Source organism: Campylobacter concisus, assembly GCF_003048405.1.
GTDB lineage: Bacteria > Campylobacterota > Campylobacteria > Campylobacterales > Campylobacteraceae > Campylobacter_A > Campylobacter_A concisus_Q.
The window spans coordinates 304,977-329,948 of record NZ_PIQS01000001.1; the positions used below are offsets into that span (position 1 = coordinate 304,977).

Annotated in this window: 35 protein-coding genes, 1 tRNA gene and 1 pseudogene; 12 read left to right on the plus strand and 25 right to left on the minus strand. The window is 37.5% G+C overall.

Annotation, left to right across the window (positions count from 1 at the left end):
• Positions 1-57 precede the first annotated feature (57 nt).
• A complete protein-coding gene (locus tag CVT18_RS01565) occupies positions 58-531 on the plus strand; it encodes a cysteine permease (RefSeq protein ID WP_103628576.1) in 474 nt (157 codons plus the stop codon).
• A gap of 32 nt (positions 532-563) precedes the next feature.
• Here the strand turns inward: CVT18_RS01565 and CVT18_RS01570 are convergent, their stop codons facing one another.
• The 3 genes from CVT18_RS01570 to CVT18_RS01580 all read right to left on the minus strand — a co-directional run bounded on the left by CVT18_RS01570 (position 564) and on the right by CVT18_RS01580 (position 3,535).
• Positions 564-1,124 (minus strand): Fe-S-containing hydro-lyase, encoded by a 561-nt coding sequence (locus tag CVT18_RS01570; RefSeq protein WP_084109801.1) that lies wholly within the window; start codon positions 1,122-1,124, stop codon positions 564-566.
• Between the two features lie 9 nt (positions 1,125-1,133).
• Positions 1,134-1,979, minus strand: coding sequence for a fumarate hydratase (locus CVT18_RS01575; RefSeq protein ID WP_103628577.1), 846 nt, complete (start codon positions 1,977-1,979; stop codon positions 1,134-1,136).
• A gap of 245 nt (positions 1,980-2,224) precedes the next feature.
• Positions 2,225-3,535, minus strand: coding sequence for a hemolysin family protein (locus CVT18_RS01580; protein WP_234410284.1), 1,311 nt, complete (start codon positions 3,533-3,535; stop codon positions 2,225-2,227).
• A 201-nt stretch (positions 3,536-3,736) separates the two neighbouring features.
• On the opposite strand from CVT18_RS01580, the gene CVT18_RS01585 reads away from it, so the two are divergent.
• Positions 3,737-5,050, plus strand: coding sequence for a sodium-dependent transporter (locus CVT18_RS01585; protein WP_103618680.1), 1,314 nt, complete (start codon positions 3,737-3,739; stop codon positions 5,048-5,050).
• A gap of 44 nt (positions 5,051-5,094) precedes the next feature.
• Here CVT18_RS01585 and CVT18_RS01590 read toward each other — a convergent pair whose 3' ends face one another.
• Positions 5,095-5,541 carry a DUF411 domain-containing protein gene (locus tag CVT18_RS01590; RefSeq protein WP_103628579.1) on the minus strand — a complete coding sequence of 149 codons (447 nt, stop codon included), beginning with the start codon at positions 5,539-5,541 and terminating at the stop codon, positions 5,095-5,097.
• Between the two features lie 108 nt (positions 5,542-5,649).
• On the opposite strand from CVT18_RS01590, the gene CVT18_RS01595 reads away from it, so the two are divergent.
• From CVT18_RS01595 to CVT18_RS01615, 4 genes are all read left to right on the plus strand, one after another.
• A complete protein-coding gene (locus CVT18_RS01595) occupies positions 5,650-6,618 on the plus strand; it encodes a putative transporter (RefSeq protein WP_103628580.1) in 969 nt (322 codons plus the stop codon).
• Positions 6,619-6,930: 312 nt separating this feature from the next.
• Entirely contained in the window at positions 6,931-7,785 is an 855-nt protein-coding gene (locus tag CVT18_RS01600) for a M48 family metallopeptidase (protein ID WP_234410252.1), read from the plus strand.
• 465 nt (positions 7,786-8,250) lie between these two features.
• Positions 8,251-8,338: transfer RNA gene (locus CVT18_RS01610), tRNA-Ser, on the plus strand.
• A 209-nt stretch (positions 8,339-8,547) separates the two neighbouring features.
• On the plus strand, positions 8,548-9,738 hold the full coding sequence (locus tag CVT18_RS01615) for a tyrosine-type recombinase/integrase (protein ID WP_107824134.1): 1,191 nt from the start codon (positions 8,548-8,550) through the stop codon (positions 9,736-9,738).
• On the opposite strand, the gene CVT18_RS01620 is transcribed toward CVT18_RS01615, so the two are convergent.
• From CVT18_RS01620 to CVT18_RS01695, 16 genes and pseudogenes are all read right to left on the minus strand, one after another.
• Positions 9,712-9,897, minus strand: coding sequence for a hypothetical protein (locus tag CVT18_RS01620; protein WP_107824135.1), 186 nt, complete (start codon positions 9,895-9,897; stop codon positions 9,712-9,714). The genes CVT18_RS01615 and CVT18_RS01620 overlap by 27 nt on opposite strands.
• Positions 9,898-9,924: 27 nt before the next feature.
• Positions 9,925-10,341, minus strand: coding sequence for a hypothetical protein (locus CVT18_RS01625; protein ID WP_107824136.1), 417 nt, complete (start codon positions 10,339-10,341; stop codon positions 9,925-9,927).
• Entirely contained in the window at positions 10,338-10,520 is a 183-nt protein-coding gene (locus tag CVT18_RS01630; RefSeq protein WP_107824137.1) for a hypothetical protein, read from the minus strand. The genes CVT18_RS01625 and CVT18_RS01630 overlap by 4 nt, the downstream gene beginning before the upstream one ends.
• Before the next feature lie 58 nt (positions 10,521-10,578).
• Positions 10,579-10,782, minus strand: coding sequence for a hypothetical protein (locus CVT18_RS01635; protein WP_107824138.1), 204 nt, complete (start codon positions 10,780-10,782; stop codon positions 10,579-10,581).
• The gene (locus CVT18_RS01640) at positions 10,779-11,156 is read right to left on the minus strand and encodes a YopX family protein (RefSeq protein ID WP_107824139.1); all 378 of its coding nucleotides are present in this window, start codon (positions 11,154-11,156) and stop codon (positions 10,779-10,781) included. Before CVT18_RS01640 ends, CVT18_RS01635 begins: the two co-directional genes overlap by 4 nt.
• Positions 11,153-11,392 carry a hypothetical protein gene (locus CVT18_RS01645; RefSeq protein ID WP_107824140.1) on the minus strand — a complete coding sequence of 80 codons (240 nt, stop codon included), beginning with the start codon at positions 11,390-11,392 and terminating at the stop codon, positions 11,153-11,155. Before CVT18_RS01645 ends, CVT18_RS01640 begins: the two co-directional genes overlap by 4 nt.
• 208 nt (positions 11,393-11,600) lie before the next feature.
• On the minus strand, positions 11,601-11,948 hold the full coding sequence (locus CVT18_RS01650; RefSeq protein ID WP_107824141.1) for a hypothetical protein: 348 nt from the start codon (positions 11,946-11,948) through the stop codon (positions 11,601-11,603).
• The gene (locus CVT18_RS01655) at positions 11,948-12,514 is read right to left on the minus strand and encodes a hypothetical protein (protein ID WP_107824142.1); all 567 of its coding nucleotides are present in this window, start codon (positions 12,512-12,514) and stop codon (positions 11,948-11,950) included. Before CVT18_RS01655 ends, CVT18_RS01650 begins: the two co-directional genes overlap by 1 nt.
• 9 nt (positions 12,515-12,523) lie before the next feature.
• Positions 12,524-12,997: pseudogene (gene ssb / locus CVT18_RS01660) on the minus strand (single-stranded DNA-binding protein).
• Entirely contained in the window at positions 12,990-13,259 is a 270-nt protein-coding gene (locus tag CVT18_RS01665; protein WP_107824143.1) for a hypothetical protein, read from the minus strand. Before CVT18_RS01665 ends, ssb begins: the two are co-directional and overlap by 8 nt.
• Position 13,260: 1 nt before the next feature.
• A complete protein-coding gene (locus tag CVT18_RS10405; RefSeq protein ID WP_234410253.1) occupies positions 13,261-14,151 on the minus strand; it encodes a hypothetical protein in 891 nt (296 codons plus the stop codon).
• A gap of 4 nt (positions 14,152-14,155) precedes the next feature.
• Positions 14,156-14,896 carry a hypothetical protein gene (locus CVT18_RS10230; protein WP_199907354.1) on the minus strand — a complete coding sequence of 247 codons (741 nt, stop codon included), beginning with the start codon at positions 14,894-14,896 and terminating at the stop codon, positions 14,156-14,158.
• Between the two features lie 143 nt (positions 14,897-15,039).
• Positions 15,040-15,522 carry a helix-turn-helix domain-containing protein gene (locus CVT18_RS10410; protein WP_234410254.1) on the minus strand — a complete coding sequence of 161 codons (483 nt, stop codon included), beginning with the start codon at positions 15,520-15,522 and terminating at the stop codon, positions 15,040-15,042.
• On the minus strand, positions 15,522-15,980 hold the full coding sequence (locus CVT18_RS01685) for a hypothetical protein (protein ID WP_107824144.1): 459 nt from the start codon (positions 15,978-15,980) through the stop codon (positions 15,522-15,524). Before CVT18_RS01685 ends, CVT18_RS10410 begins: the two co-directional genes overlap by 1 nt.
• Positions 15,981-16,049: 69 nt before the next feature.
• Positions 16,050-16,856 (minus strand): PD-(D/E)XK nuclease-like domain-containing protein, encoded by an 807-nt coding sequence (locus CVT18_RS01690; protein WP_107824145.1) that lies wholly within the window; start codon positions 16,854-16,856, stop codon positions 16,050-16,052.
• Between the two features lie 62 nt (positions 16,857-16,918).
• Positions 16,919-17,266 (minus strand): hypothetical protein, encoded by a 348-nt coding sequence (locus CVT18_RS01695; RefSeq protein WP_107824146.1) that lies wholly within the window; start codon positions 17,264-17,266, stop codon positions 16,919-16,921.
• A 551-nt stretch (positions 17,267-17,817) separates the two neighbouring features.
• Here CVT18_RS01695 and CVT18_RS10415 point away from each other — a divergent pair.
• Positions 17,818-18,624 carry a sel1 repeat family protein gene (locus CVT18_RS10415; RefSeq protein ID WP_107824147.1) on the plus strand — a complete coding sequence of 269 codons (807 nt, stop codon included), beginning with the start codon at positions 17,818-17,820 and terminating at the stop codon, positions 18,622-18,624.
• On the opposite strand, the gene CVT18_RS01705 is transcribed toward CVT18_RS10415, so the two are convergent.
• The 4 genes from CVT18_RS01705 to CVT18_RS01725 form a co-directional block, all read right to left on the minus strand.
• Entirely contained in the window at positions 18,621-19,082 is a 462-nt protein-coding gene (locus CVT18_RS01705; protein WP_107824148.1) for a thermonuclease family protein, read from the minus strand. The genes CVT18_RS10415 and CVT18_RS01705 overlap by 4 nt on opposite strands.
• Positions 19,000-19,908 carry a hypothetical protein gene (locus CVT18_RS01710; RefSeq protein WP_107824149.1) on the minus strand — a complete coding sequence of 303 codons (909 nt, stop codon included), beginning with the start codon at positions 19,906-19,908 and terminating at the stop codon, positions 19,000-19,002. Before CVT18_RS01710 ends, CVT18_RS01705 begins: the two co-directional genes overlap by 83 nt.
• Positions 19,895-20,365, minus strand: coding sequence for a Panacea domain-containing protein (locus CVT18_RS01715; RefSeq protein WP_107824150.1), 471 nt, complete (start codon positions 20,363-20,365; stop codon positions 19,895-19,897). Before CVT18_RS01715 ends, CVT18_RS01710 begins: the two co-directional genes overlap by 14 nt.
• 439 nt (positions 20,366-20,804) lie before the next feature.
• Positions 20,805-21,515, minus strand: a complete 711-nt coding sequence (locus CVT18_RS01725) for an XRE family transcriptional regulator (RefSeq protein ID WP_107824151.1) — start codon at positions 21,513-21,515, stop codon at positions 20,805-20,807.
• Between the two features lie 314 nt (positions 21,516-21,829).
• Here CVT18_RS01725 and CVT18_RS01735 point away from each other — a divergent pair, with 314 nt between their 5' ends.
• The gene (locus CVT18_RS01735) at positions 21,830-22,045 is read left to right on the plus strand and encodes a hypothetical protein (RefSeq protein ID WP_107824153.1); all 216 of its coding nucleotides are present in this window, start codon (positions 21,830-21,832) and stop codon (positions 22,043-22,045) included.
• Here CVT18_RS01735 and CVT18_RS01740 read toward each other — a convergent pair.
• Complete coding sequence (locus tag CVT18_RS01740) at positions 22,042-22,227, minus strand: hypothetical protein (protein WP_107824154.1); 186 nt, start codon at positions 22,225-22,227, stop codon at positions 22,042-22,044. The genes CVT18_RS01735 and CVT18_RS01740 overlap by 4 nt on opposite strands.
• Positions 22,228-22,311: 84 nt before the next feature.
• On the opposite strand from CVT18_RS01740, the gene CVT18_RS01745 reads away from it, so the two are divergent.
• The 4 genes from CVT18_RS01745 (at position 22,312) to CVT18_RS01760 (ending at position 24,971) form a co-directional block, all read left to right on the plus strand.
• Entirely contained in the window at positions 22,312-22,581 is a 270-nt protein-coding gene (locus CVT18_RS01745; protein WP_107824155.1) for a hypothetical protein, read from the plus strand.
• 90 nt (positions 22,582-22,671) lie between these two features.
• Positions 22,672-23,496, plus strand: a complete 825-nt coding sequence (locus tag CVT18_RS01750) for a hypothetical protein (RefSeq protein WP_107824156.1) — start codon at positions 22,672-22,674, stop codon at positions 23,494-23,496.
• A complete protein-coding gene (locus CVT18_RS01755; RefSeq protein ID WP_107824157.1) occupies positions 23,497-24,336 on the plus strand; it encodes a phage replisome organizer N-terminal domain-containing protein in 840 nt (279 codons plus the stop codon).
• Positions 24,333-24,971, plus strand: coding sequence for a hypothetical protein (locus CVT18_RS01760; RefSeq protein ID WP_107824158.1), 639 nt, complete (start codon positions 24,333-24,335; stop codon positions 24,969-24,971). Before CVT18_RS01755 ends, CVT18_RS01760 begins: the two co-directional genes overlap by 4 nt.
• The last annotated feature ends 1 nt before the right edge of the window (position 24,972 follow it).

Genomic DNA, 24,972 nt, shown 5'->3' on the forward strand with positions numbered 1-24,972 from the left:
TTTTCTAAATTTTTAGTCTCCAAAAGCTATAATGGACAAAATTTCAAAAGGATGAAGATGCAAAATATACTCGCACCAAATGAGTTTTTAGATGATTATGTACTCGGTGCTGAGTTAGCTAAAAATGCCGGCATCTCATCAAATGCTTATCTTTTTTGGAAAAACGTCATAAGCGCTAAATTTGAAAACTCAAGAATAGTTTTTCTTAGAAAAAATAGCATTCCGATCAAATTTCAAAACATTATAAAAACCTGCACACCTTTAAATGGCCTTATTCCAACAGGCGTATTTTGCTCTTTTACTTCGCTTGCTCCATCTCATCTTGTAGCAAAAAATGGCTCTAATATCTACGAGCTCTTTAAATTTCATGAGATTTGCGGTATCAAATTTATAGACTTGAAGAAATTCTATGATGATTTTAATCTTAGCTATTCTTATAGAATTTACATTGAAAAGTGCAAATTTTTCTCACCTGCTCCATTTGAAAAACGCATAAAATTAACTGAAACGATGTGTCTTGGATATTATTAAAGTCCGCTAGCTAGCTTGCTAGCGGGATAAATTTATATCTTTTTGTAAGGTGCTTGGCCAACTTCATAGAAGTTATTGCCCTCGCAGTCAATGGCAACTATTGCTGGGAAATCCTCAACTGTAAGCCTAGCAACTGCCTCTGGTCCTAGTTCTGGGTAAGCTAGCACTTCATATTTTTTGATACTTTGGCTAATGAGCGCTCCGATGCCACCGATAGCAACCATATAAACACAGCATGATTTTTTCATAGCCTCGACTACTGCATCACTCCTGTAGCCTTTACCGATCATACCATTTATACCAACTTCATTTATCATAGTTGGGGTGTATTTATCCATTCTGCCGCTTGTTGTTGGGCCTGCTGCTCCAATAGCTTGATTTGGCTTGGCTGGAGTTGGTCCGACGTAGTAGATAGTCTCACCCTTTAGTTCAACTGGTAGTTTTTCGCCGCGTGCCAATGTTTCAGTAAGTGCCTTATGTGCAGCGTCACGAGCCGCTATGATAGTGCCTGATATTAGGACATTGTCGCCTGCTTTTAGGCTTTTTACCACCTCTTTATCAAATGGTGCTGTTATTCTTTTTACTTCTGACATTTTCTCTCCTTAAAGCTCGGCATCTGCGTGGCGCGCAGCATGGCAGTTAATGTTTATAGCAACAGGAAGACCTGCTATGTGGGTTGGATACCACTCGACATTTACTTTTACGGCAGTAGTGTCACCACCAAGTCCTTGAGGACCAACGCCAGTTTTACAAGCAAGCTCTAGTAGCTCGTCTTCTAATTTGGCATATCTTGGATCAGAATTTTTACTATCGACTGAACGAACTGCTGCTTCTTTTGCCAAAAGTGCTGCCTTATCCATCGTACCGCCTATGCCAACGCCTATTGTTAGTGGAGGACAGGCGTTTGGTCCAGCGTATTTTACAGCCTCTAAAAAGACTTTTTTTACACCCTCTATACCATCAGCTGGCACAAGCATTTTTAAAACCGATTTATTCTCACTACCAAAACCTTTTGGAGCTACTTTTATCTTTAGCTTATCTCCTGGCACGATTCTAGTGTGAATGACGGCTGGAGTGTTGTTTGTGGTATTTTTTCTCTCAAAAAGTGGCTCAGCAACAACTGACTTTCTTAGATAACCTTCAGTGTAGCCTTCCGCAATACCCTCGTTTATCGCATCTTCAATATATCCACCCTCAATATGCACATCTTGGCCGATCTGCACAAAAACAACCGTCATACCGGTGTCTTGGCAAATAGGTGCAACACCCTCTTCCGCAAGCTTAGCATTTTGTAAAATTTTGCACAAAATGTCTTTACCTAGTGACGAACTTTCATTACTTTGAGCCTTTGTAAAAGCAGCCTTTAGATCTGGTGTTACAACATAACAGGCCTGTTTGCAAAGCTTAGCAACGACTTCTCTTATATCTTTTGTATTTATTATTCTCATCTTTACTCCTCGTAAAAAACAATTTTTAATTATATTAACTATATTTAAAATTTAAGATTAAATTTTACTGCTGGATATCTACTCGAAAAAAATTTATATGAGTTTATTTTGTTTGGCCACAACTAGAAGACTTATCTAAAACAAAAAATTTAATGAAATAAGCGATGGTGAAACTGAGTCTAGAGCATTACAATATTAATAGAAATTTACATAACATGGCTTATTTAAGCCATAAATATATAAATTTAAGACCGAATGCTCTCCTCTTCATTTTTTATCTTTTTTCTAACTTTTACGCGTGAGATACTAGCTCCATCCATCTTTCTTACTTCGTAGTAGCAGTTTTCATCCTCGATCTTGTCCCCAACTACTGGCAAACGACCGATTAGATTGAAGACATATCCACCGATTGTAACTTGATCTGTCTCTTCGTCAAAGCTTATACCAAGAACCTCTTCTACGCTCTCTAGATCATATCTGCCTTGAAATTCGTAAATATTGTCATTTATCTTTTTGTAGTGTTGATCGACTTCATCGTGCTCATCATTAAAATCACCAAGTACCTCTTCCATGATATCTTCCATCGTAAGAAGTCCGGCTGTACCGCCGTACTCATCGACTACGAGTGCTGCTGAAATTTGCTCTTTATTCATCATTACAAGTACTTTTGAAATAGAAAGGCTTTCAGGCACTATGACAAATTTACGAACAATTGAGTCAAAACTCTTCTCTTTGTCTTTGCTAAAGTGGAGCTGCAAAATATCTCTAATGTGTATCATGCCCAAAATAATATCTTTTGAGCCATCTATATAAGGAAAGCGAGTATATTTCGACTCAAATACAACTTGTAAATTCTCCTCAAAACTCTTTTGTTTATTTATGCAGATCATATCGCGCCTTGGTGTCATGATCTCTTTTGCGACTGTGTCACTAAAATCGACTGCATTTTTAATGATCTCAGTCTCAAAGCTATCAAGCACGCCGCCCTTTAAGCTCTCGCCAACGATGATTTTTATCTCTTCTTCAGAATGCGCTAGCTCATTTTCTTTAGCTGGCTGGATACCTAAAATTTTAAGTCCAATGGTCGCTAAAATATCAAAAAGCTTAATTACAGGAGAAAATAGCACCCAGAAAAAGTGAAGAGGACGAGCGATTTTTAGTACTGAAGTCTCGGCCTTTGCGATAGCAACTGACTTTGGCACAAGCTCGCCCATTACAACGTGAAGTAACGTAATAAGCGTAAATGCGATCGCAAAACCAACCGTATGAACTAAGATATCACTAAAGTTGAAGAAATTTTTAAGTGGGGCTTCTATAAGTCTTGCAACTGCTGGCTCACCGATCCAACCAAGAGCAAGTGAGCTTAGTGTGATGCCAAGCTGAGTGGCACTAAGATAAGTATCAAGCTTGTTTGACATCTCAAAAGCAAGCTGAGCATTTGGCTTTTTCTCTTTGATAAGCTCTTCAAGTCTAGACTTACGAACTTTAACAAGAGAAAATTCTGATAAAACAAAAAAGGCATTTAGTAAAATGAATACAACGGCAAGTATTACCATTAAAAGCGAATTATCGCTACTGGGGTTCAATTATGATCCTTAAGAGTTAAAAATTTTTGCCTGATTATAGCGAATTTATATTTAGCGGTCAAATTAGCCACGCCCAAAAGTAACAACATTTCTTAAATTTAAGATTTATAAAAACTTCTTAAATTATATTTTGATAACATTATTTTTATCAATAAATTCATGGATTTCATAATGAGCAAAAAGAATTTTTCATCGCGCTGGGCATTTATATTGGCCTGTGTTGGATCAGCAGTTGGCATGGCGAATGTCTGGGGCTTTCCTTATAAACTTGGCACAAATGGCGGTGCAGCGTTTTTACTCATCTATGTTTTTTTCATAGCTCTTTTTTCATACGTTGGTCTAAGTGCGGAGTATGCAATCGGCAGACGTGCAAAAACTGGTACGCTTGGATCATATAAATATGCTTGGCAAAGTAGAAATTTAGGCGTATTTGGCAGTATTATTGGCTGGCTTCCGCTTGCTGGCTCACTTTGTATAGCCATCGGCTACGCAGTCATCATCGCCTACGTACTAAAAGCCCTTACCCAGGCACTTACTGGCTCATTTATGAGCGTTGATACGAACGTTTGGTTTAACTCATTTGCACTTCAAGATTATTCAGTCTTGCCTTATCATTTTATCATCGTTGTTGGCACGCTTCTTACACTATTTTTTGGGGCAAAAAGTATCGAAAAAACAAATCAAATAATGATGCCACTGTTTTTCGTATTATTTAGCATTTTGGCTATAAATGTCGCGATGCTACCAAATGCATTTGATGGATATAAATTCCTTTTTATCCCTGACTTTAGTAAGCTTGCAGACCCAATGGTATGGGTTTCTGCGATGGGTCAAGCCTTTTTCTCGCTCTCTATCACAGGATCTGGCATGATAGTTTATGGGGCTTACCTTTCAAAAGATGAAGATATCGTTGAAAGTGCTAAAACTACGGCTTTTTTTGATACTATCGCAGCTCTTGTGGCCGCTCTTGTTATGATCCCAGCGGTCTTTGCCTATGCTATGGATCCAGCCGAAGGTCCAAAGCTGCTTTTTGTAACGCTTCCAAAAATTTTACAAAACATGATCGGTGGACAAATTTTTGCCATTATTTTATTTACAGCTGTTATCTTTGGCGGTATCACCTCGCTTCAAAATATGTTTGAAGTAGTCGCCGAGTCACTAATGCATAAATTTCCGTTTCTTAGTAGATTTTGGACACTCACACTACTTTGTGCAGTTTGCTTTGGCATAGGAGCATTTATGGAGCCTATTAGCAGTTGGGGGCCTTGGATGGACTTTGTGTCGATCTATATTATTCCAATCGGCGCGGTAATCGGTGCTATTTCTTGGTTTTGGATTATTAAAAAAGATGAAATTTTAGATGAGATAAATTCTGGAGCAAATAAATCTTATGGTAACTTCTGGTATTTTGTAGGTAAATTTATCTACGTTCCACTAACATTTTTACTTTGTATCATAGCCGTAAGTAAGGGAATTTCTTTTTAAATTTAGCTCACCAAAAAATAAGCTAAATTTAAAAATTTTTGAAGTTATCTTAGTTTTTTTGTGCCAATATAAGTGGCAAAAATTTCTTGTGAGCCATCTTTTTTAAATAAAATAACATCGTATTGCTCGGCTTTACTGCCTTGTTCCATGCCTTGACTCTCCATCGGCATGCCAGGTACTGCGATACCAACTACATCTTTTGGCTTAAGCTCTAGTAGGCGCTTTACCTCATCGGCTGGAACATGACCTTCTATGATATATCCATCGATGATTGCTGTATGGCAGCTTGAAAGCTCTAGCGGCACGTTAAATTCTTTCTTAACTTTAGCTATATCATCTACTTTTATGACCTCTTCGCTAAATCCAGCCTTCTGCATCGCCTCACCCCAGCTAGTACAACATCCACAAGTTGGGCTTTTATAGACCTTCATATCAGCCGCGAACGCAAGTGTTGCAAAAAAGCCAAGGGCCAAAAATACTAATTTCTTCATCATTTTCCTTTACGTAAAATTTGCAAAATGATATAGCTCACATTTAAATTTTATATAAATGCTTAATATTGCTTGCTATAATTCGCCAAAATTTACAAAAGGCACTTTATGTTTTCATCATTTTTTAAAGATAAAAAATGGGCACTCTGGGCTTATGGCGGAGCGATATTTATCATCTTGCTTCTTGTTTATCAAACGCACCTAAATGTCCGTATAAACGAGTGGTATAAAAATTTCTACGACATCGTACAAAACTCAAAGGATCATAATGTAAGTGAGTTTTGGCGAGAAATTTTTAACTTTATAAAAATCGCTATGCCTTACGTCGTGACTTACACTGTGATCTCGTTTTTTGCTAGCCACTGGGTCTTTCGCTGGAGAGAGGCGATGACATTTAGATATCTAAAATTTTGGCAAAACTGTAAGAGCGATATCGAGGGTAGCTCACAGCGTATTCAAGAGGATGTTTACCGCTTTGCAAAGATAATGGAAAGTCTTGGCGTGCAGGTTTTAAGGGCGATCATGACGCTAATTGCCTTTATACCAGTGCTTTGGGAGCTAAGTAAGAGCGTGAGCTTGCCTTACATCAAAGATATCGAAGGCTCGCTTGTTTATATCGCTTTAATAATTAGCATCGGTGGCTTAATTATTTCGTGGTTTGTTGGTATTAAACTCCCACATATCGAGTATAATAACCAAAAAGCAGAAGCTGCATTTAGAAAAGAGCTGGTTTACGGCGAGGATGATAAGTCTAAATTTTGCCAGCCAAACGTCATGCTAGAGCTGTTTACGGGCGTAAAGTTAAATTATTACAAACTATTTTTGCACTATGGCTACTTTAACCTTTGGCTCATCTCTTTTTCACAAATTCTTGTCATCGTGCCTTACATCATCATGGGCAATGGCCTATTTAGCGGCGTTATAACGCTTGGTGTGCTTATACAAGCTAGCAATGCCTTCTCGCAGGTCAGAGAGAGTTTTAGCGTCTTTATCGATAACTGGACGACAATAACAGAGCTAAGGTCTGTAAATAAGCGTTTGAGAGAATTTGAGAGAAATATAAACTATAAGGCGTAAGGGTTAAATTTAAGATATAGCGTCTAAATTTTGATTTATGCGGTCATAAACCAAGCAGCACACTGAATACACTTTGTCATCAGGTAAGTATCAGGCAAATTTTAAAATTAGAGCTGGCATATCACGGCTCTAAATTTAGTGGCAAGTAGCTACGAGACCTAAATTTAGCAGTCTGCTAAGGCGAGTGAATGAGATTTTAAAATTTGCAAAAAAGTAAATTACTATTTTTGATATCACAAAATTTAAATTTATCCATTCGTTTAACAATGCATATCTAACTCAGGCTATAATTTTAGTCCAAAAAGGATAAAAATGAAAAAATTTCTACTTACATTGTTAGCGACTAGTTTGCTCTTTACTGGCTGCTCAAGCGTTACAAAAGCAGGCGTTGTTGGTGCTGATCGTAAGCAATTTATGCTAGTCTCATCAGAAGCTATGGAGCAAAGCTCAGCCCAAGCCTACGTCAAGACGCTAACAGCTGCTAGAAGTAAAGGCGAGCTAAATGTTGATCCTATCCTTACAAAAAGAGTTCAAGATATCGCCAAAAGGCTCATCGCCCAAACTGGCGTTTTTAGGGATGACGCTCTAAAATGGAAGTGGCAAGTAAATGTCATTAATGAAGATACGCTAAATGCTTGGTGTATGCCAGGGGGAAGGATAGTCGTTTATAGTGGCATCATAAAAAGGCTAAATTTAACAGATGCGCAGCTAGCTGCGGTCATGGGACACGAGATCGCACACGCCCTTAGGGAGCACAGCAGAGAGCAAGCAAGTGCTGATCAGATGAAAAGCATAGGTATCTTTGCAATAGCCACAGCTACTGGCCTTGGCGATCTTGGAGCTAATGCTCTAAATTTAGCTAGCGAATACACCATATCTCTGCCGTTTTCTCGCTCGCATGAAACCGAGGCTGATCACATCGGTACTGAGCTAATGGCAAGAGCCGGATATGATCCAAAAGAAGCGGTCGAAGTCTGGGTAAAAATGAGCAAGATGAGTGGCGGAAAAGTACCTGAAATTTTAAGCACTCACCCATCAAACGAGAGTAGGATAAAAGATCTAAAAGAGATTGCAGCAAAGCTTGAGCTAGTCTATCAAGCTGCCAAAAAGGCTAGGCTTCAAAAAAATTTGAGCGGTCTTGAAATGGTTGCTCAAATTTATAACTAGTACATTTTAAAAAACTACGACCGCTGATATGCAGCCAGTTAGCACAAAGGAGCGAGAGCCTTGGCTTAAAGCCCATAACAACTTTCGCTCAATCTTTGTCTATAAAAAAATTGTGAAATTTTAGGCTGGTGTTTTGCTTAGTAATTTTAATCCTAAAATAACTTACAAAATAAGTGTATAAATAAGCATCTATGTAGCCAAAAAGGCTCTTAGCATGGGCATTGACAAGCAACTTTTAGCCCACAGCCTAAATGAAGCTAGAGAGCTAAATCTAAAAAATTATTGCTCTAATATTTAGTGAAAATGAAGCAACTCTTAGACTATTTTTAAAATTTAGCTTTGAAAAATGGGGTGAACTGCCCAGCATTTGTCTGATGGATAATGAGTACAAAAATATCGTTATCTTGGGGCTAAACTTTAAAAGCAAACCATTAAGTAAATAAAGATATAATTCTACTTCTTCATGGGTAGATGTCCGAGCGGTTTAAGGAGCACGCCTGGAACGCGTGTGTGGGGCAACTCACCGAGAGTTCGAATCTCTCTCTACCCGCCACTACTTACAAATAATCACAAACTTTTATCAACTTTTGCAAACATTGAGCCGCGATTTTAACTTTATTTTAAAGCCTTTATCCATAAAATTGCAAACTATTACAAACAATAGCAAACTATTATTATCACAACTTTTTAGCTGACTTTTGGCTGATTACATCCAAAAAAGTAGCTAAAAATATAAAAATAGTCAGCCAAAAAGGATTATAAATGCCTAAACTATCACGCCAACTCACGATCACGCAGTTTAAAAATTTAAAAGCCAAAGAGAAGCCATATTTTGTCAGTGACGGCGATAACCTACTGATTAAGATAATGCCAAACGGTACAAAATTTTTTATATATGAGTTTCGAGAAAATAGCAAGCGCCACCGCCTAACACTGGGCAAATATGATGGAATAAGCCTAAGTGAGGCAAGGGATAAAAGAAACGAGCTAAGATTAAAACTCAATCAAGGCGAGAGCCTAACGCAAACAGCAGAAAAAACAAAATTTAAAGTAGTATTTGAAGCGTGGTATAAAACAAAGGGGAAATTGAGTGAAAAACAGCAGTTTTGGATGAAAAGGCGGTTTGAAACGTTATTATTGCCAAAACTTGGCGAAATGGATATAAAAGAGATAAGCAGAAGAGACATAATATTCGCCATTAGCCCACTACTAGAGGATGAAAAACTAGAAACAGCCGATAGAGTGCTAAGTATATTAAACGGCTTTTTAAAATATGCTCTATTGCACGAGTATGTTGATCACAACATAATAGCGGATATTGACAAAAAGGCACTACTAGGGCGTAGAGAAGTTAGGCATTTTGCCTACCTAAAAAACGATGATGAGATAAGAGCCGTATTAATGGCGATAAGAGATTATTTTGGAGATATAAGAGTAAAAACGTGTGCGATATTTCAACTATACACCGCAGTAAGAGGACAAAATGCCAGAAATGCCAAATGGTCGCAGATAGATTTTGAAAATTGCGTTTGGCATATCCCAGCAAGTGAGATGAAAACGGCAAAGCCTCACGAAGTGTTTTTAAGTAAAAGTGTAATCAACCTATTAAAAACATATCGTGAGCGCTTGCCTTTAAAAAGTGAGTTAATTTTTCCGTCCATAAAATCAAACGTTGCTCCACTAAGTGACAATACTATCCGCATAATGCTTAGAAATTTGGGCTTTAACAAAGATATGGTAACGCCACACGGTTTTAGGGCTACATTTAGCACGATCGCCAACGAAAACATAGATAAGCACGGCTGCAATAGTGATGTTATCGAGCTTTGCCTCGCTCACGTTGAAAGTAACAAAGTTAAAGAGGCTTACAACCACGCTAAAAACCTAAAAGCAAGGGCTAGGCTCATGCAGTGGTGGAGCGATTATTTAGATAGTTTGGGTGGCTTTGCCTGATTTGTAGGCAGAAATAGAGTTTTGAGAATAATAAATTATCTTAGAGTTGATCTTGCTTGCTGTGATCTTGCCTGCTAGCACCAATCGCCTTAGGCTGATAGGCGATGTTAGCCCTAGCTCCTTTAAGGCTTCATCACGAGTAATAAATTTATCGCTCATTTTTTATCCTTTAAATTTCGCGGTAATCTAAACATCTTTATTGAACCTCCTTTTTTCTCGAGCAAAATATGCGCCTAAGCCTGCGTTTTTTAATTCTGGCGCCTTTAAAATTTCAAAGAGTTTTTCTAAGATTTCATCTACTTCTAGATCGGGAACATCCAAATCTATTTCAAATACAAGCCCTGTCTCCTCAGGCTTGAAGCGGCATCGGCTGCCTCTAAAAGAACGGCACACAATATAGATCTCAAACTCCCAATTAAAGCTGATGCTGCAAGATACGCGCGCATTTTTTGTTTGTATTTTGCTTATCCTGTCCCCCAAGAGGCTTAATTTTGCCAGCACCTCTCTTAAGTCACTAAGACACATAAAACTCTCCTTAAATAGTTTATTTTCCCCATATCCTAATCCACATATTTCCTCTACGGAAACACCTTTTGCATTCATCTTTTATCCTTTATATAATCTTTCAAATCTCGCAGAGCGTGCCGTAAAAAACGGACGTCACATTTAAAGAGCAAACCTTGTATTTGCTCAACTAATTTAGATTTTTCATTGTGTGCCTCGCAAAACGCCTCTAGGCTTGCAAGGGCTGTTAGGTGTTTTTCTTTTTCTGGGCTACTCATTGATTATCCTTTATAGCTTTTTCATAAGTTGTTTCAAAAATATTAGGCTTGCAAAAAATTAAGCTTTCTTTGCCTTAACTTTTATGACACCTTTTATTACACACAACTCTTTATCTTCATTTATATCTTTTAGACATTCTGCGCATAAATGGTCGTATTCGTTAATTCCAGTATATTCTTTAACTTCTTCACTAAATTCATATACCTTAACGTCGTCATCGCTTTGTGCGCCGCAGCTATCACATACGTATATAATACTCATTTTGTGTCCTTTAAAATTTCTGGATTTTCGTAAATATTGCCTACTACCACACAATCACTAGCTAAATTATTGTCTAGTTCTTCAGGCATAGCATTGGAGAAAGCTACATCAAAACCTGCTCGTAAGTTAGACCAGATTACTTCTCCTAAGCTTCCATTAGAGAACCGGGGAATATATCCATCATAAATCTCCACGCCGTTTTTGTCTTTTAGTCCAGTATATTGCATAAGCTCGACATCTCTTATTGGGGCTTCTATTTCGCCAAAACTACCAAAGCCCGCTAAAATGACGTATCCGCCTGAAAAACTTATCTCAAAGACCTCTCTCAAGATTTTCTTTTCCTTGTGCCACGCCATAAATTTAATCTCTCTCATTTACTATCCTTTAATTTTTTGTATGCTTCAAGTAGCCTTTCTCGCTCGTCTTGTTTGAGGCAAAAGTAATCGTAAGGCGAAAAATTTATCCAAGTTGGCGGTATGTCAAATTTTAAAAGTAATTTATTGAGACGTTGCAGATTTTTGTAGTCGTCTTTTTCAACTTTCCAATTGTGGCTCAAAAACCACTCTAAAAGCTCCATTAGTTTTTCTTTGTCTGTTTTTTGCCAAAACACCATCAATCCTTTCAAATATTCTCAATATAAAAATAAGCCAGCGTTTGGCTATCCTCTGCCTCTTTGCGGTATTTTGTGTCGCAGCTTTTGTTTGAGATATACGCTATTTTTTCTTTATTCGCCGCATAAAAATAAGCCAGTATCGGAGCCAGTCTTTGCCCTTTGCTCGATGCTTAGCTTTCTAGCATAAGCTTGGGGTATGATACCACTAGACAGAATAATCGATCTCAAAAACCACCCATTTGCCATCTTTGCGCTCATGGGCGATATGCCCGTAATAGCTTCCCTCGCACATCCCGCCTCTTTGCCACACCAAGCAATCGTCTTGGCGCTCAAAAAGATACTCTTCGCCGAGCAAATCGCAGATATAAAATTCCTTGCCGTCTTTTTCAGTCTTCTCAAATTTTGCTAACCCATAATAAATAGCTTCCTCTCTATCTATCATATCCATCAAATCATCGATAGAGTATTCGCTCATACCACAATGACTTTTGAGTAGATCGCTAAAATTCTTTCTCGTTTTTCGTCTAATTTTTTCAGATATTCCAAAAAACATTATTTCCCTTTCCTCACTACGTCGCTATCGTTGTCTATCCAGTGTATGGTCGGCGCGCTTTTGTGTCTAGTATCGAAAATATACCAAGCATACACCATCATGCCTGTATCGTATTTGCCGTCACTTCTAATCTCGCGAGATAACAAAGGGTAGCGCACAAATATGTAGATTTTTTCTAAAATCTCACGCGAATAAATCTCGTCTAGCCGCTCTTTGCCGTGCAGATAGTTTAGCGGCAGTAAAAAAGCAAATCTGGGCGCGACTTCGCAGGCTTTTAAAATGAATTCTTTGGCTAGACTAAACGGCGGGTTTGTGATAATCGCATCAAATTTACGAGTTTCAGTTAAAAAGTCTTTGCCATTTAGTAGCAAATCGTAAGCTGTGACGTCATCATAGCCAGCCTCTTTTAAAATCGCCGTTATCGCGCCAGCCCCGCAAGCAGGCTCTAGTATGCGCCCCTTAAATTTCTCAACTTCTAAAAGCCGCCGCGTGATGTTATACGGCGTCTGGTAGAAGTCGCTTTTTGATCGGCGCTTGTTTGTGTTGCCACTAAAATTTTTGCCCATTTTTAGCCCCTAAAACGGTATCGTTTCGTCGTTGTCGTATTTGCCGGCATCAATGTCTATTTCGTAGTCATCGGCAGGCGGTTTTTGCTGTTGCGGTTTCTTAGGCGCTACTTGCTGCGAGTGCGAATAGCCACCCTGCTGATAGCCTTGATTGTTTTATTTTGCGTCGCCTAGCATTTCCATTACTTCCACAGCGACACTATGCTTACTTCTGTTTTGCCCGTTGCTATCCTGCCATTGGTCGAATTTTAATCGACCCTCGACTAAAAGCTTACTTCCCTTTTGTAGGTATTGGTTACTTACTTCCGCTTGTTTCCCGAAAAACGTTATATCGATAAAGCACGTTTCTTCGCGCTTCTCGCCGTTTAGCGTGTATTTTCGGGTTACGGCTATGCCAGAGCTACCTATCGCCGCGCCGCCTTGAGTGTATCTAAGCTCAATATCGCGCGTGAGATGCCCCACTAAAATTACTTTGTTAAACATTTGCGTACCCCCATTTTTTATAAATGTATATCCCATATACCCACAATAGTATAAAAATGGTTAATATTATTACGTCATACCATCGCGGCACAGTTACCACGCCGATAGCTTTTTCTATAATGCACACTAAAGAATTAATGCTAACATAAAAGACTGCTAGAAAAATGGTATAAACAAGAAAATTCATAAGTCCCATAGCTTCCAAATTTTTTGTAATTATGAAAAAAACAACTTCGGCTTTTTCTAGTGGTGTTTTGTCCATATCAGCCCCTTAAATTTTCTATTAAATTGTCTATGCTGCTTGGGTCGTTTAGATAGGCAGTAGCGTCATCAATACTTAACCTCTCAACTAATTTTTCAGCCTCTATTTCACTAGCGCCTCTTTTTACCAGTTCGCTTTGTAGTAGATCGTGAGGCATTGGCTCAACTGTCAAATTTTCTTTTACAGTTGCGATTTCAACTTCAAGGGGCGCAGCTTCGATGTATTCAGTTTGTGAATTTTTTGCACCAACTGAGCTGTTCGGTTTTTCCAAACTATTTAAAAGCTCGTTTAGTCCAGCTTTTGGCGGTGTTTTTGATTGTTCATTAGGCTCAAATGTAACAATATCCTCCGCTTCATCAGATGTTTTAAGCCCATATTTTACTTCTGGGAAAAATTCATTTATGAAAAAACTTTGCGCTCTATATTTCATCATTAGCTCTGGCATTGTTTGCCATTTTGAGCCGTTTTTACTTAGCCAGCCCTCGCGCCTTGCCATTTCCATTGTTATGGTTGTGCCTTTTAATAATTGTCCAGTTTGGGCATCTATGGCTTCACAATGTGCGCTATTGTCATCAGGGCTTACAATAGTTTGCAATCGTCCTTTTAAAAGTCCGCTTGAGTTTAGCCTAGCAACTAAAAATTTCGTTTCAAAACTAGGCTTGCCATGAATGATATAAATACTTTGTGCTACCTCTAAAGCGCCTATATTCATACGCTGGGCTAAATCAAGCACAATAATCGCCGTTCCGATATTTGCTGTTTCGTTACCCTTGCGTAAATGAGCTGGGAAAAAATCAGTAGCCACGAAAGCTTTGGCTTTCCTTTGTTCAAGCTCAAATTTCTTTACCTCAAGCTCCGTTTTTCTATCTTGGTATTCTTGTAGTTGGTTCATTTTTTTATCCTTTCAAAATTTCATTTTGTTCCATAAAAAAGCGGTCGTCGTTCGCCACGTATGCTTCGACCGCGCCTATTGCCGTATAGACGTGTTCTAGTTGTTCTTTCGTCTGCTGCAACGCTCTAAATGTCCTCAATTCCTTATCCCTTTTTTCATTCTCTAGTTTTATGCTCTTCTTTCTGTAAAAATCCCGCTCTTTCCTCGCGTGTTCTAGTAGTGTTTTTAAGGTTTCATATCTAGGTTCGCCGTTTTTAGGTTTAAATTCGGCTAGTTCGTTTTTTAAACTAGCGATCACGGCGTTGTGTTGAGATATTTGGGATTTGTAGCCGTTGATTTGGTCGGCCTGGCGTTTGACTTCAAATTTAGCATAGGCTTCAAGGTCTGCATATTTATGAGCTAGCTCGATATTACGGGCTTTTGTTTCTTTCGCTTCGGCTAGCTGTTTTTCTCTAGCCTGCGCTATGGCTTTTGCTACTTTGCTGCGATATTCTTTCGCTACTTTGCTTTTTTTGACAAAGAAGCCGAGCATATACACGCCTTCTAAAGTCCATTTGATTGTTTTTGTGCCAAATTTTGAGTTGGTATCTAAGAGATAATGAATGCCCTCTATAATCTCGTCTTTGTTTCTACTGAAATGTTTTGAGATTGCACTTTCGCTTACGCCGTAGTTGTTGGCAACTTGTACTGTGGGTTGAAGTCTATTTTCTGTCTGAAAATCTTGACTTGAAAATAATGAGTTCATTTTCCGACCTTTCTAAGTAATATTTAGATTTTATGTCGGAATTATATATTATTATTTAGAATATGTCAAGAGATTTCTAAGTATTTTTTAGATTTTAAAAATAAAAATCTAAGAATAACTAAGAACGGACATTTTGTCCGCTCTTATGATATGGCGTCTTTTATCGCATTGCGTAAGTTTTCATATTTTTCCAAGTCTTTTTTTAAACCCTCAACTTCTGCGACTAGCTTAACGGCAGCTTCTGTCATCTTGCTTATTTTTCCGTTAGATACAGCAGTGTTTAAGCTATCCGCGCTCATTCCTATCCTCTCTGCTAACTCTCTTTGAGTTATGCCTAGCTCTTTACATACACGCTTAACTATGTTTTGCTTCTCAAAATGCCACTTTACCACATAAAGCTCATCCCCGTTTTCGGTTTTAAGCGCTATATGCTTACCACCGCTCTTAGACGGACTAATAGGTGACCCGTATAGTGCCGAAACTTTTTGTGTTAGCTCTTCCTCTATTTTTGTATAATTCGAGTACTTTGGCTCTGTATCTAACTTTATTTTATCGACATATTTGCCAGACACAATTACTACATGGTCTATTTCATTGTCATAATATATTTCTTTTTCCTCTGCCATTATAAGTCCTTTTCTCTTTCTTCTTGTTTTTCTATTTTATTTAAAAGAATTTCTACCGCTTCAGTTAGTATTCTAGTTCTGCTTGCTCCTATTTGTATCCGTGCCTCATTTATTCTATTGATAATTATTTGTTCGTCCTTGTTTTTATAAAGGATAGTTATGATCACTGCTAAAAAAATAGCAAGCATAAAAGCATCATCACCTGATCTATAAGAAAGCTTATCGAATATAAAAAGAGTAGTAAAAAAAACTGCAATGTATTTTATAATCGCATACGCTACAAATTTAAAGCTTATTAGCTCTTTAAAAAGAGTTTCTTGTAAAAAAATATCGGCTTTGTCGTAAAGATCAAGCTTTTGTAAAAACTCTTCTTTTTTTAAAGAATTTTCTTTTGGGATAAGCCACTCCTCTTCTTTTTTTAGCCTTTTATTGATATACCAACATCTAAGCAGCGCCATTTCTTATACCTTTAGACAAAAATTTTCAAATTTTATTTAAAGATTTTTAAAATAAACTTTTTCTTTAAATCACGCTATCTGTTCGTAAAATTTCCACGTTGGCAGGCTCAAAGTTTGCACCGCCTCTATCTTGTCGCCGTCTTTTTTTGCATAGCCCCACCACTCGTCACGCTCGCGGCAATATTTGTAAAGCTCTAGTAATTCAAGATATGTTTTCCGTCCTTGCTCTATCGCTGCGGTGTCAAGCTCATAAAAACCTACAAAATAAGGGGCTTTTGTTTCAACGGCTATAAACAAGAAATAATTTACTTCTTTGCCTAAGCTTCTTAAAATATCACTGTAAAAAGCTGCTTGTATGTGATAGTTAAAACTAGCGACCGATCTAGCAAAGCCAGTAGCCGAAGCGTCTGAGGTTGTTTTTAGATCGATCACTGCACCCATTTTCTCATTATAAAAATCAGGGCGACATTTGACCGCTACGCCCTCTATCTCGCTAAAATAGCTTTGTTCGGCTAATCCGTCTTTTAGAAATATAGCTGTTTCACGCATAGAATTAACAGCGTTTGCTATCTCTACGGCTGAGCCAAAAGTATCAATATCAAGCGAGGTTTTATCGCCTAAATTTTCTAAAAAGTCGTTATAAATTGCCTTGCCCTCTTTGGTGCGTTTATCAACATCAGGCTCTACACTAAACTCATTTGAAAAATCCTTTGGCTCTAACACTAGCTTATGCACCGCAGAGCCTAGAAGCAAAGCCTTTGTAGGCTCACTTTTAAGCTCATTTTTCATTTTTAAGTGAAGTGGGCTACGTGCAAGTAGATCAAGGTCGCTCTTTGATATTTCAGGGCGTGCGTGGTACTCTTTATTTGTTAGCATTTTTTAACCTTTCTAATATCTTTTTAAAATCTTCCCAGGTCATACCAGGCTCACCAAAAAACTCAACAAGCCTCTTGAATACTAAGTAACTCATCTTTTTTTGTCTCCTCTCTTAGTTTTTTGAGTGTTTGCTTATAAGTAGTCGTGTAACTTAAAAAAGCTTCGTTGCTTATACCTACTTCAACGCATAGTACATACACCAAAGCTGCATAAGCAAAAAAGTCTTGGCTGCACCTTTCTATTAATAAGTCGATTATCGCTCCAGTGTTCTCAAAAAGAGCGTTTTTAAACGTGTCGTCATAGCGGTTATAAACTGCCAAAATATCACTTATTAGCTCGTCGTATTCTTGCTCGAAATTTATATTTTTTACGTCACTTTCGGCACACGCTAAGTCATGGCTCAAACTCATTTTTAACTCCTTTTGATATTTAAATAGGCAATATTCTTTATCTCGCCGCCATTACTGAAAAGCACCCTAAAAAATTTAATTAGCTTTTTCATCTCTAGCTCCTTTTCCTAATAGAAACCTTGCTCGCCACCGCCAGCTAGATGTTAGAAATCAATTTATACTTAAAGGAAAAATTTGTATATGAAATAATGTGTAGCAGGCTTTCGCCTACTCTAAGCAAGCAAGGCTTTTATTAGAAAAAGTAGTGTTTTTCGTTTTATTAATAACCCTGTGAAAAACTATCCTAAATCAGGGCTAATACCGAATAGCGACGTTTCGGCTCGCTATATCCGCTTCAGATTGAAACGTGATTAACCTGCAACTCGCAGGAGGCTCACTCTGTCAGCTTACGCTTGAAGCCTACAAAACGTTTTTTGTTTTGATGAGAGAATGATACAATACGTGTCCTTATTGTTTCCTTAAAAATGATACATTATGTGTCAAAAACAGATGCTGTATTAAAATGGTGTTTGTGATATAATTTTTGATTAATTTGTTTTAAAGGAGTTGCAATGCAAGTGTCCAGAGTTTTGTTGGTTTTGTGCCTTGGTGCTATTTTTTCTTGTGCCGAAGTTTGTGAGGATTATCAATATAAGTTACAAGAATACGAATTCCAACAAATATCGACATTCAAAGCAACCCATAAAAATGCTACAGATGATGAACTTTGGAATATCGCAGCCAAGGAATGCGAGGGAAATAAACCGACAGCGATCCCCTCATGCATATATCTCTATAAAAACATTCTGAAACAAAATTTTGAGAATAAAAATGTATCTAAAATTAACATTATTAATGTATTGGATAACATTATAGACTTTTATATAGCGCAAGACAAAACTAAGAAAGAGACAGAAGCAAATTTTTCAAATTACAAAATTGCTACTATAGTACAATACAAAAGAGAAGTAGTAAAAGCTTTGCATGATAGTGGATATTTTACAAAAGAGCAGTATAAAGCGCTAAGTGATCTTTCTGATGCCATGTTAATGGTTTCTGCGTTTGCTGCTTGCCCTGATAAATACGACCCAACTAAAACGCAACCTTTCTTGCCAGACGATAAAATAAATGATGCTTGTTTGTGTCTTTTAAAACAACAATTGCTTATAAAAGAAGGGGATTATTTGACGGCTACAAAAATTAGTGAACTTTTATGTAAAAAATATAAAGATGATGCATCTTGTTTTGTAGCTGGTATAGCGTATAAAGATGGGCTTGGTGTTAGGTTTGACATTTTAAAAGCAAAAGAATTCTTTGGACTAGCTTGCGATTATGGCAACCAAGACGGATGTTCTAAATACAAGGCTTTATCTTATTAACGTTTTCGCCACTCCCACGGCGGAGTAGGATTACTACTCTGCCAAAGCCCTCGCTTATTCTCACGAGCCAGCTTTTCTTGATCTACATATATTTTAGAGTATTTTACATAAGCCCAAGCGTAGCCATTTAGCACCATTTGAGCGTTTATATCTTGCCCTTTATAGTAAATATTGCCTAGCGTGCGTTTGTATCTATCTTTGCCCTTTGGCTCTACTTCTACCATTTGTCCTGCGATCAAATTTGCTAAAAACTGCTTTGATCTTTGTCCGTAGTCTTGCTTTTTCTCTGGAGCGTCAATGCCGTATAGTCTGACCTTTGTTTGCTCTTTGCCGCTTAGCACAGTGATAGTGTCGCCGTCGTGGACGGAAATGACCTTAACGATTAGAGCTAAAGCTGATGTTGGCGGTATTAACGTTAATAGTAGAGTTGCTATCGTATTTTTTATAAATACTTTCATGTGATACAGATACTGCAAAAAGCACCAATATTAGTATTATCGCAGCCAAATTAAAATATGAAATATGTGGGTCTAATACGCTATTATTTTCATTATTTCTTGTTATGCTTTTTACAAAATTAAATAAAAATAATAAAATATTCGTTATAAAAAAGCCTATTATTATAGATATAAGCAAAAGCTTATAAATACTTGCCTTATCTATATTTTGCAAAACGGAATTTGAAAAAACTAGCCCGCTTACGAAAGTAAGGATAATTGCGGCAAATATACCCAAGATAGTAATATAATCTCTTTGTATGTTTTTAGAAGTGGCAGAAAATTCATTAAGGGAGGTTTTTGCTTGCATAATTTTCTCTTCTAAAGCCAGCTGCACTCTTGTATTGTCGGTTATTCTGGCTATTTCTAGATTAATATGATCTCTTAATTTAAATAATTTTTCCATGTGAGCAAATCCGCCGCCAGCTCTTGCTCTTATATATACCATTTCTATTTTACTGGCAATAGATTGTAATAATGCCTCTTCTATTTTATTGCCTACTCCGTCGATATTCTTAGTTTTTAAAAGATCATTTTTCTTTTTTATAATAAACCTAGATACTATTGTGTATGGATGTCTGTAATTGCTATCTTCATATAATTTACCCAAAAGATCTATGACTAATTCGTATTCAGTATCCTTATTGTCTTCTAAATTTGAAAGATCTTTTAGAATATTGGTTTCAGTACTAATTTTTTTACTGCTTGTGCTTGCCAAAACCTCAAGTATTTTATTTAAAAGCTTTTCTTGTTCTTCTTCCTTTTTAGCGGCGCTATCCTCTGGCATTTTGCACTCCCGCCTCTTGTAATATGAATTCAGGAGAGATTGCTCCAAACGGCCTTTGGCTGTATGTCCTCTCCCAAGCACCACCGACCCTATGGGAATAATCTACCAAAACCCACGGGTTTATCCTTATTAGCCCTAAAATCGTCTGATTGACGTTTTCGTTCTCTTCATCGCTTAAAGGCATTCCGTTTTCGTTAGTCATAGAAAAAGGAGTTTCTACCTCTTGCGTATGAATGGGCGTTCCTCCGTATACGGAGTATTGGTAATATGTTTCTGGATTTACTGGACCGTGCATCCATGCTTCAAAAGATGTGCGATCAACTAAAAATAGTCTATTGTTTTGCAAAAAAATTAAATTTACGAAATATAATATTTTTTGGAGGTGCAAATTGCTTACGGGGGTTCCATTGCTAATGCCTATATTTATAATTCTTCTGGCTAAGTCTATGGCTCTCATTTTTTGCTCCTTTCAATAAAAAAATCAATGAAATTATATTAAATTTTTAAGACATTTTGTGTCTAATTATGGTTTAAAAGTATAAAATTTTAAAAGAACTGTTAAAAAAAAATTGTGAATTATATCAAAAAATAAACTATTTTTATACTTATTTTAGCAAAAAATATACTATATTGAGCTGAAATTGATCTTTTTTTAAAAGCAGGCTCGAACGATACCTGCTCTTTCAGATCAAGCCTTCCCCTAAACCTCTTTGAATTTATGGAGTAACTACCGACTATGCGTCTATTTTATCCCATAATCCTCAAACGTTAGCCCTTTATATACTTCGCAATGGACTTTACCGCAGACTTTGCCAAGTATTTCGCACTCGTAACCCTCTTTATGTGGGCAGAAATTATTTTTTAAAATAAGTCAGCCTCCATTCACAAATCAACTATTATGAAAAAAGCTTAATTTTTAGATTAAATTTGGCACGAACTACCCCAACAATAATGAGACTATCAACCTCGTCACCCTCTAGCTCAATATCAGGATAAAAACTATTCATTGAACTTAGTTTTATATATTTTTTTGGTGGCTTCTTAAAAAATTTTTTGACGTAAATATCGCCGTTATAGTTTGCTATTACTACATCCCCATTTTTTGGTTCCGCTTCGCGCTCTATAACTACCCTTTCCCCATCACTCACAAAAGGCTCCATGCTATCGCCACGCACCTTGATTACATCAATATTACCATAGTGGGGAATAGATAAGACATTTTCTAAAAATTCAGGGCTTACATCTACTTGCAATGGCTTTATTTCTGCATTAACTACGCCGTACCCAGCAGAGGCTTCAACGTCTTCATAATAGTTAATCGTAATTAAATTTTTAATTCTTTTAAGTTGCCATTTTTTATTTTTAATATCATTAGAAAAAAGCTCTGCTATTTCGTGGTCTTCCAAAAAAGTATCATCTAATAGCTTATCAACTGGAACTCCCATGCGATCAGATAGAGCATTATACTGAGCCGCGTCTTTTGGACTTCTTATGCCGTTGCTCCAATTAGTTACAGCTGCTCTAGTTACGCCTAACTCTTCGGCAATATTTTTTGCCGTGTCACCACTTTTATTCAAATAGTATTTGAGTATTTCAGCCAACGCCATAACGTCTCCTTTTCGATACTGTTTGTATCATTATACAAGAAATAAAAACACGTTTGGTTTCTTTTTAAGAAAAATATAAAGACACGTATTGTATCATTTGCGTATGGAAAATTTAAGAGAAACTATTAGAAAAAAACTATTGAAAGAGTATGGCAAAACGTCAATGCCTAGAAGCGTTATGAATGGAAACAGAAAGCCAAACCCAAATTTTAGAAATCGTAATAGGCGGCTTGTCCAATTTAATAAATGGGGTAAAGAATTCCCTAAATGGCTATCTGAACAAGAAACCAAGCTAAAGCAAAAGGAGATCAAAGATGAGTGAAGTAGAAGAAAAGATAAAAATTGAAGAGCGAATAAGGCTTTTTGATGAAACTTTCATAGACATATCAAAAACATTACGAAAACTAGAAAGAAACGACCAAATCAAGATGATAACGCTCGTTATGGATAGATTTTCTTATAACGAGCACCTAGAGTTTGAAAGGTTGAAGACTATTTCGTGGGTATTTCCACAGGCATTTAAAGCTTAGTCTTGTTTTGTTGTTATTTCTTTCAAGATAAGGCTATATGTGTCGGTAACTTCTTTTACAAAGTCACAAGTAGGCTTATCTCTCTTAGCGTAAGGCTCTTCGCTTACTATGATGTAAGGCTTTAAGATGCCTTTTTCTAGGAAATATTTTGTTAGCTCAAATGCTATCTCTTTATCTGTCATATAAGTCCTTTTTATGGATTTCTTGGCTTGGTCGCTTAGAAATTTTAAAAGGGCTTATATGAAAGATAACTTAAGGAGCGTGCGATGATAGCAAGTAACAGCCTAGAGGCATATAACAAACTAAAGCCAGAGCTAAGCGGCAAACGTAGAGCCGTTTATGAAATGTTTTGCCAGCACAAAGAGGGTGCGACCAGGCAAGAAATTTCACGCTGGTATAACATAGCAATAAACAGCGTCTGCGGCCGTGTTAATGAGCTAATAGCGCGCGGCTTCCTGATCGAGATCGGATCAAAAAAAGACGCAATAAGTGGGTGTAGTACATCAATACTAAAACCCACTGAAAGGATAGCGTAATGCCTGGTATAGAGCTTGCGATTACATCGCTTGTAGCTGGCGCCATCTTGTTTGAGTTGATAAATTACTTCAACTTTAGGATATGAAAACATGAATTTAAGCGACTTTAGTAAAGAGCAAATTTTAAGAGAACGCAGGCGACTATCAGATATGAAGAGGCGTTGCAACGATCCTAAAAACAAAGACTACAAATTTTATGGTGCTAGATGTATAAAAATCTGCGAGGAGTGGATGAACAATCCAACTAGCTTTTATCTTTTCGCACTTAAAGAAAACAAAGGACGCGAGGGGCTTACGATAGATCGTATAGATCCGGACGGAGATTATGAGCCCTCAAATGTGCGTTTTGTGTCACGCCACAAGAACTGCGTAGAAAATTTTGTAGGTAAGCAAGGCAAAGATACGCCTAATTTTCGCATTTATGCCAAACATGGCGGACTTTACGAAAACCAATACGAAAAGAAGCACTTTAAAGATGTGTGCTATCACTTTTGCAATAAACGTCGCCAAGGAGGCTGGAGCTTATATGAAAGCTTGAACGTCCCAGCAGGACAAAGGCGCGATATGTTTTGGTACAAGATAAAAAAGCGAAAAACCGAGTTTTTTAACGAGATATTTCTAAATTTAAAAGATCAACTAGCTATTTATCCTGAATTAGGTAGCCCAAGAGCTTGTCCTAAGTGCAAAGAGGAATCAATGTTTTTAAAAATGGATTATCCAGTGAGAATGGAGTGTACTTGCGGCTATCGTTTAAACTTACAAACGGTTAAGGCTAAATTTAGTGCTAGACACGTGCCTAGAGTAAGTAAGGTAAAAATCAATGCAATACTAAAAAAGAGCAAATACGAACCTAGAACCGAATATATAAGCAGTCTAGGAGCTCAAAGCGGTATAGAAATTTTAAAGGGGGTTTAGATGAGTAAAACATACTATTGGCTAAAGCTAAAAAAAGATTTTTTCGACGATCCTAAAATTTTAAAAATAAGGAGCGTAGCTGGTGGAGATACTTACACCTGCATCTATCTTAAGCTTTTATTAAAAAGCCTAGATAATGACGGTGTTATATTTTTTGATGGTATAGAGCCGACGATAGAAGCCGAGATCGCACTAAAAATAAGAGAGCAAGAGATAAATGTCAAAGCCGCTATGGCCATCTTTGAGAGTTTGGGATTATTGCAAAAAGGCGAAGGTGAAGATGTGAGACTCCCCGAAGCAGCAAGCCTAAGTGGCAAAGAATGCGACAGCGCAAAGAGAGTTAGGGAATTTAGAGCTAAACAAAAAGAGGTTAAAGCGTTACATTGTAACGGCGCAGTAACGAGCGGTAACGAAAACGTAACCCTAGAGAAAGAGTTAGAGTTAGAGAAAGAGTTAGAGACAGAAGAAGCTAACGCTTCTACATGTGCGCGTGCGTGCGAGAGCGAGAAAAAACCAGCTAAACGTTTTCAAAAACCAACGCTAGATGAACTAATTGCCTACAAGCAAAAAGCAAATTTAGCTCTAGTTGATTGTGAAGCCTTTTATGACTTCTACGAAAGCAAAGGCTGGGTAGTTGGCAAAAATCCGATGAAAGACTGGCAAGCCGCTATGAGAAATTGGGATCGCACGGAAAGAGAGCGAGGGGGCAAGTGTAAAAACACACCAACTAATACCAGCCTAGCCGCAAGAGAAACAATGGTGGCAGGCGAAATGGACGACGCATACTTCGAGAGAGTAGCGAACGAAATAATTAGCGGTGAAAGGAAAATGGCGCTATGAGTGAGCGAGAACAAATCATTTGCGAACTATTTGGCGATAGCAGGGGGTTTTTAACACCTGCGAGGCTAGCAAAATACTCTTTGCTTTTAAAAAACGTGGCTACAAATGAGCTAATTAAATTTTCAGTCTTTGCGGAGAAGTACCGTAAAGAGTATCAAAACACAGATGCTTTGCTTTTTAGGGCGACAATGGAGTGGAGCAAGATCGTCTTTTTAAAAATGCGAGAAAAGGGGCTTAGATTTTTTAACGATGTAGATACCTTAGCGGCGTTTTGTAAAGAAATTTACAGAGGCAAAAGGCTTTGTAATGGCGGAACTGGCAGTGGCTTTTTAGAAAGCACGATAATTTCAGTTGATACAAACGGCGTACTAAGAAATGAGTGGGTATTAGAAAACGGCGTATTTCAACGCTTAACAAACGACGAGGAAACACACTTGTTTGAATATCTGCTAGAGCACCAAGAAAAAATAGGCGTTGTGCAGATCAAGACAAGAGAAAGCGAAGTAAAACAAAAACAAATAGCGGCGAATAACACAAATTTACTCCCAGCTGACCCAGACGCACCGCTCAAAATGAGCGACGAGATACGCCAAAAATTTTTAGAGATACGTAAAAATATTGCAAAGAGAGCGTGAG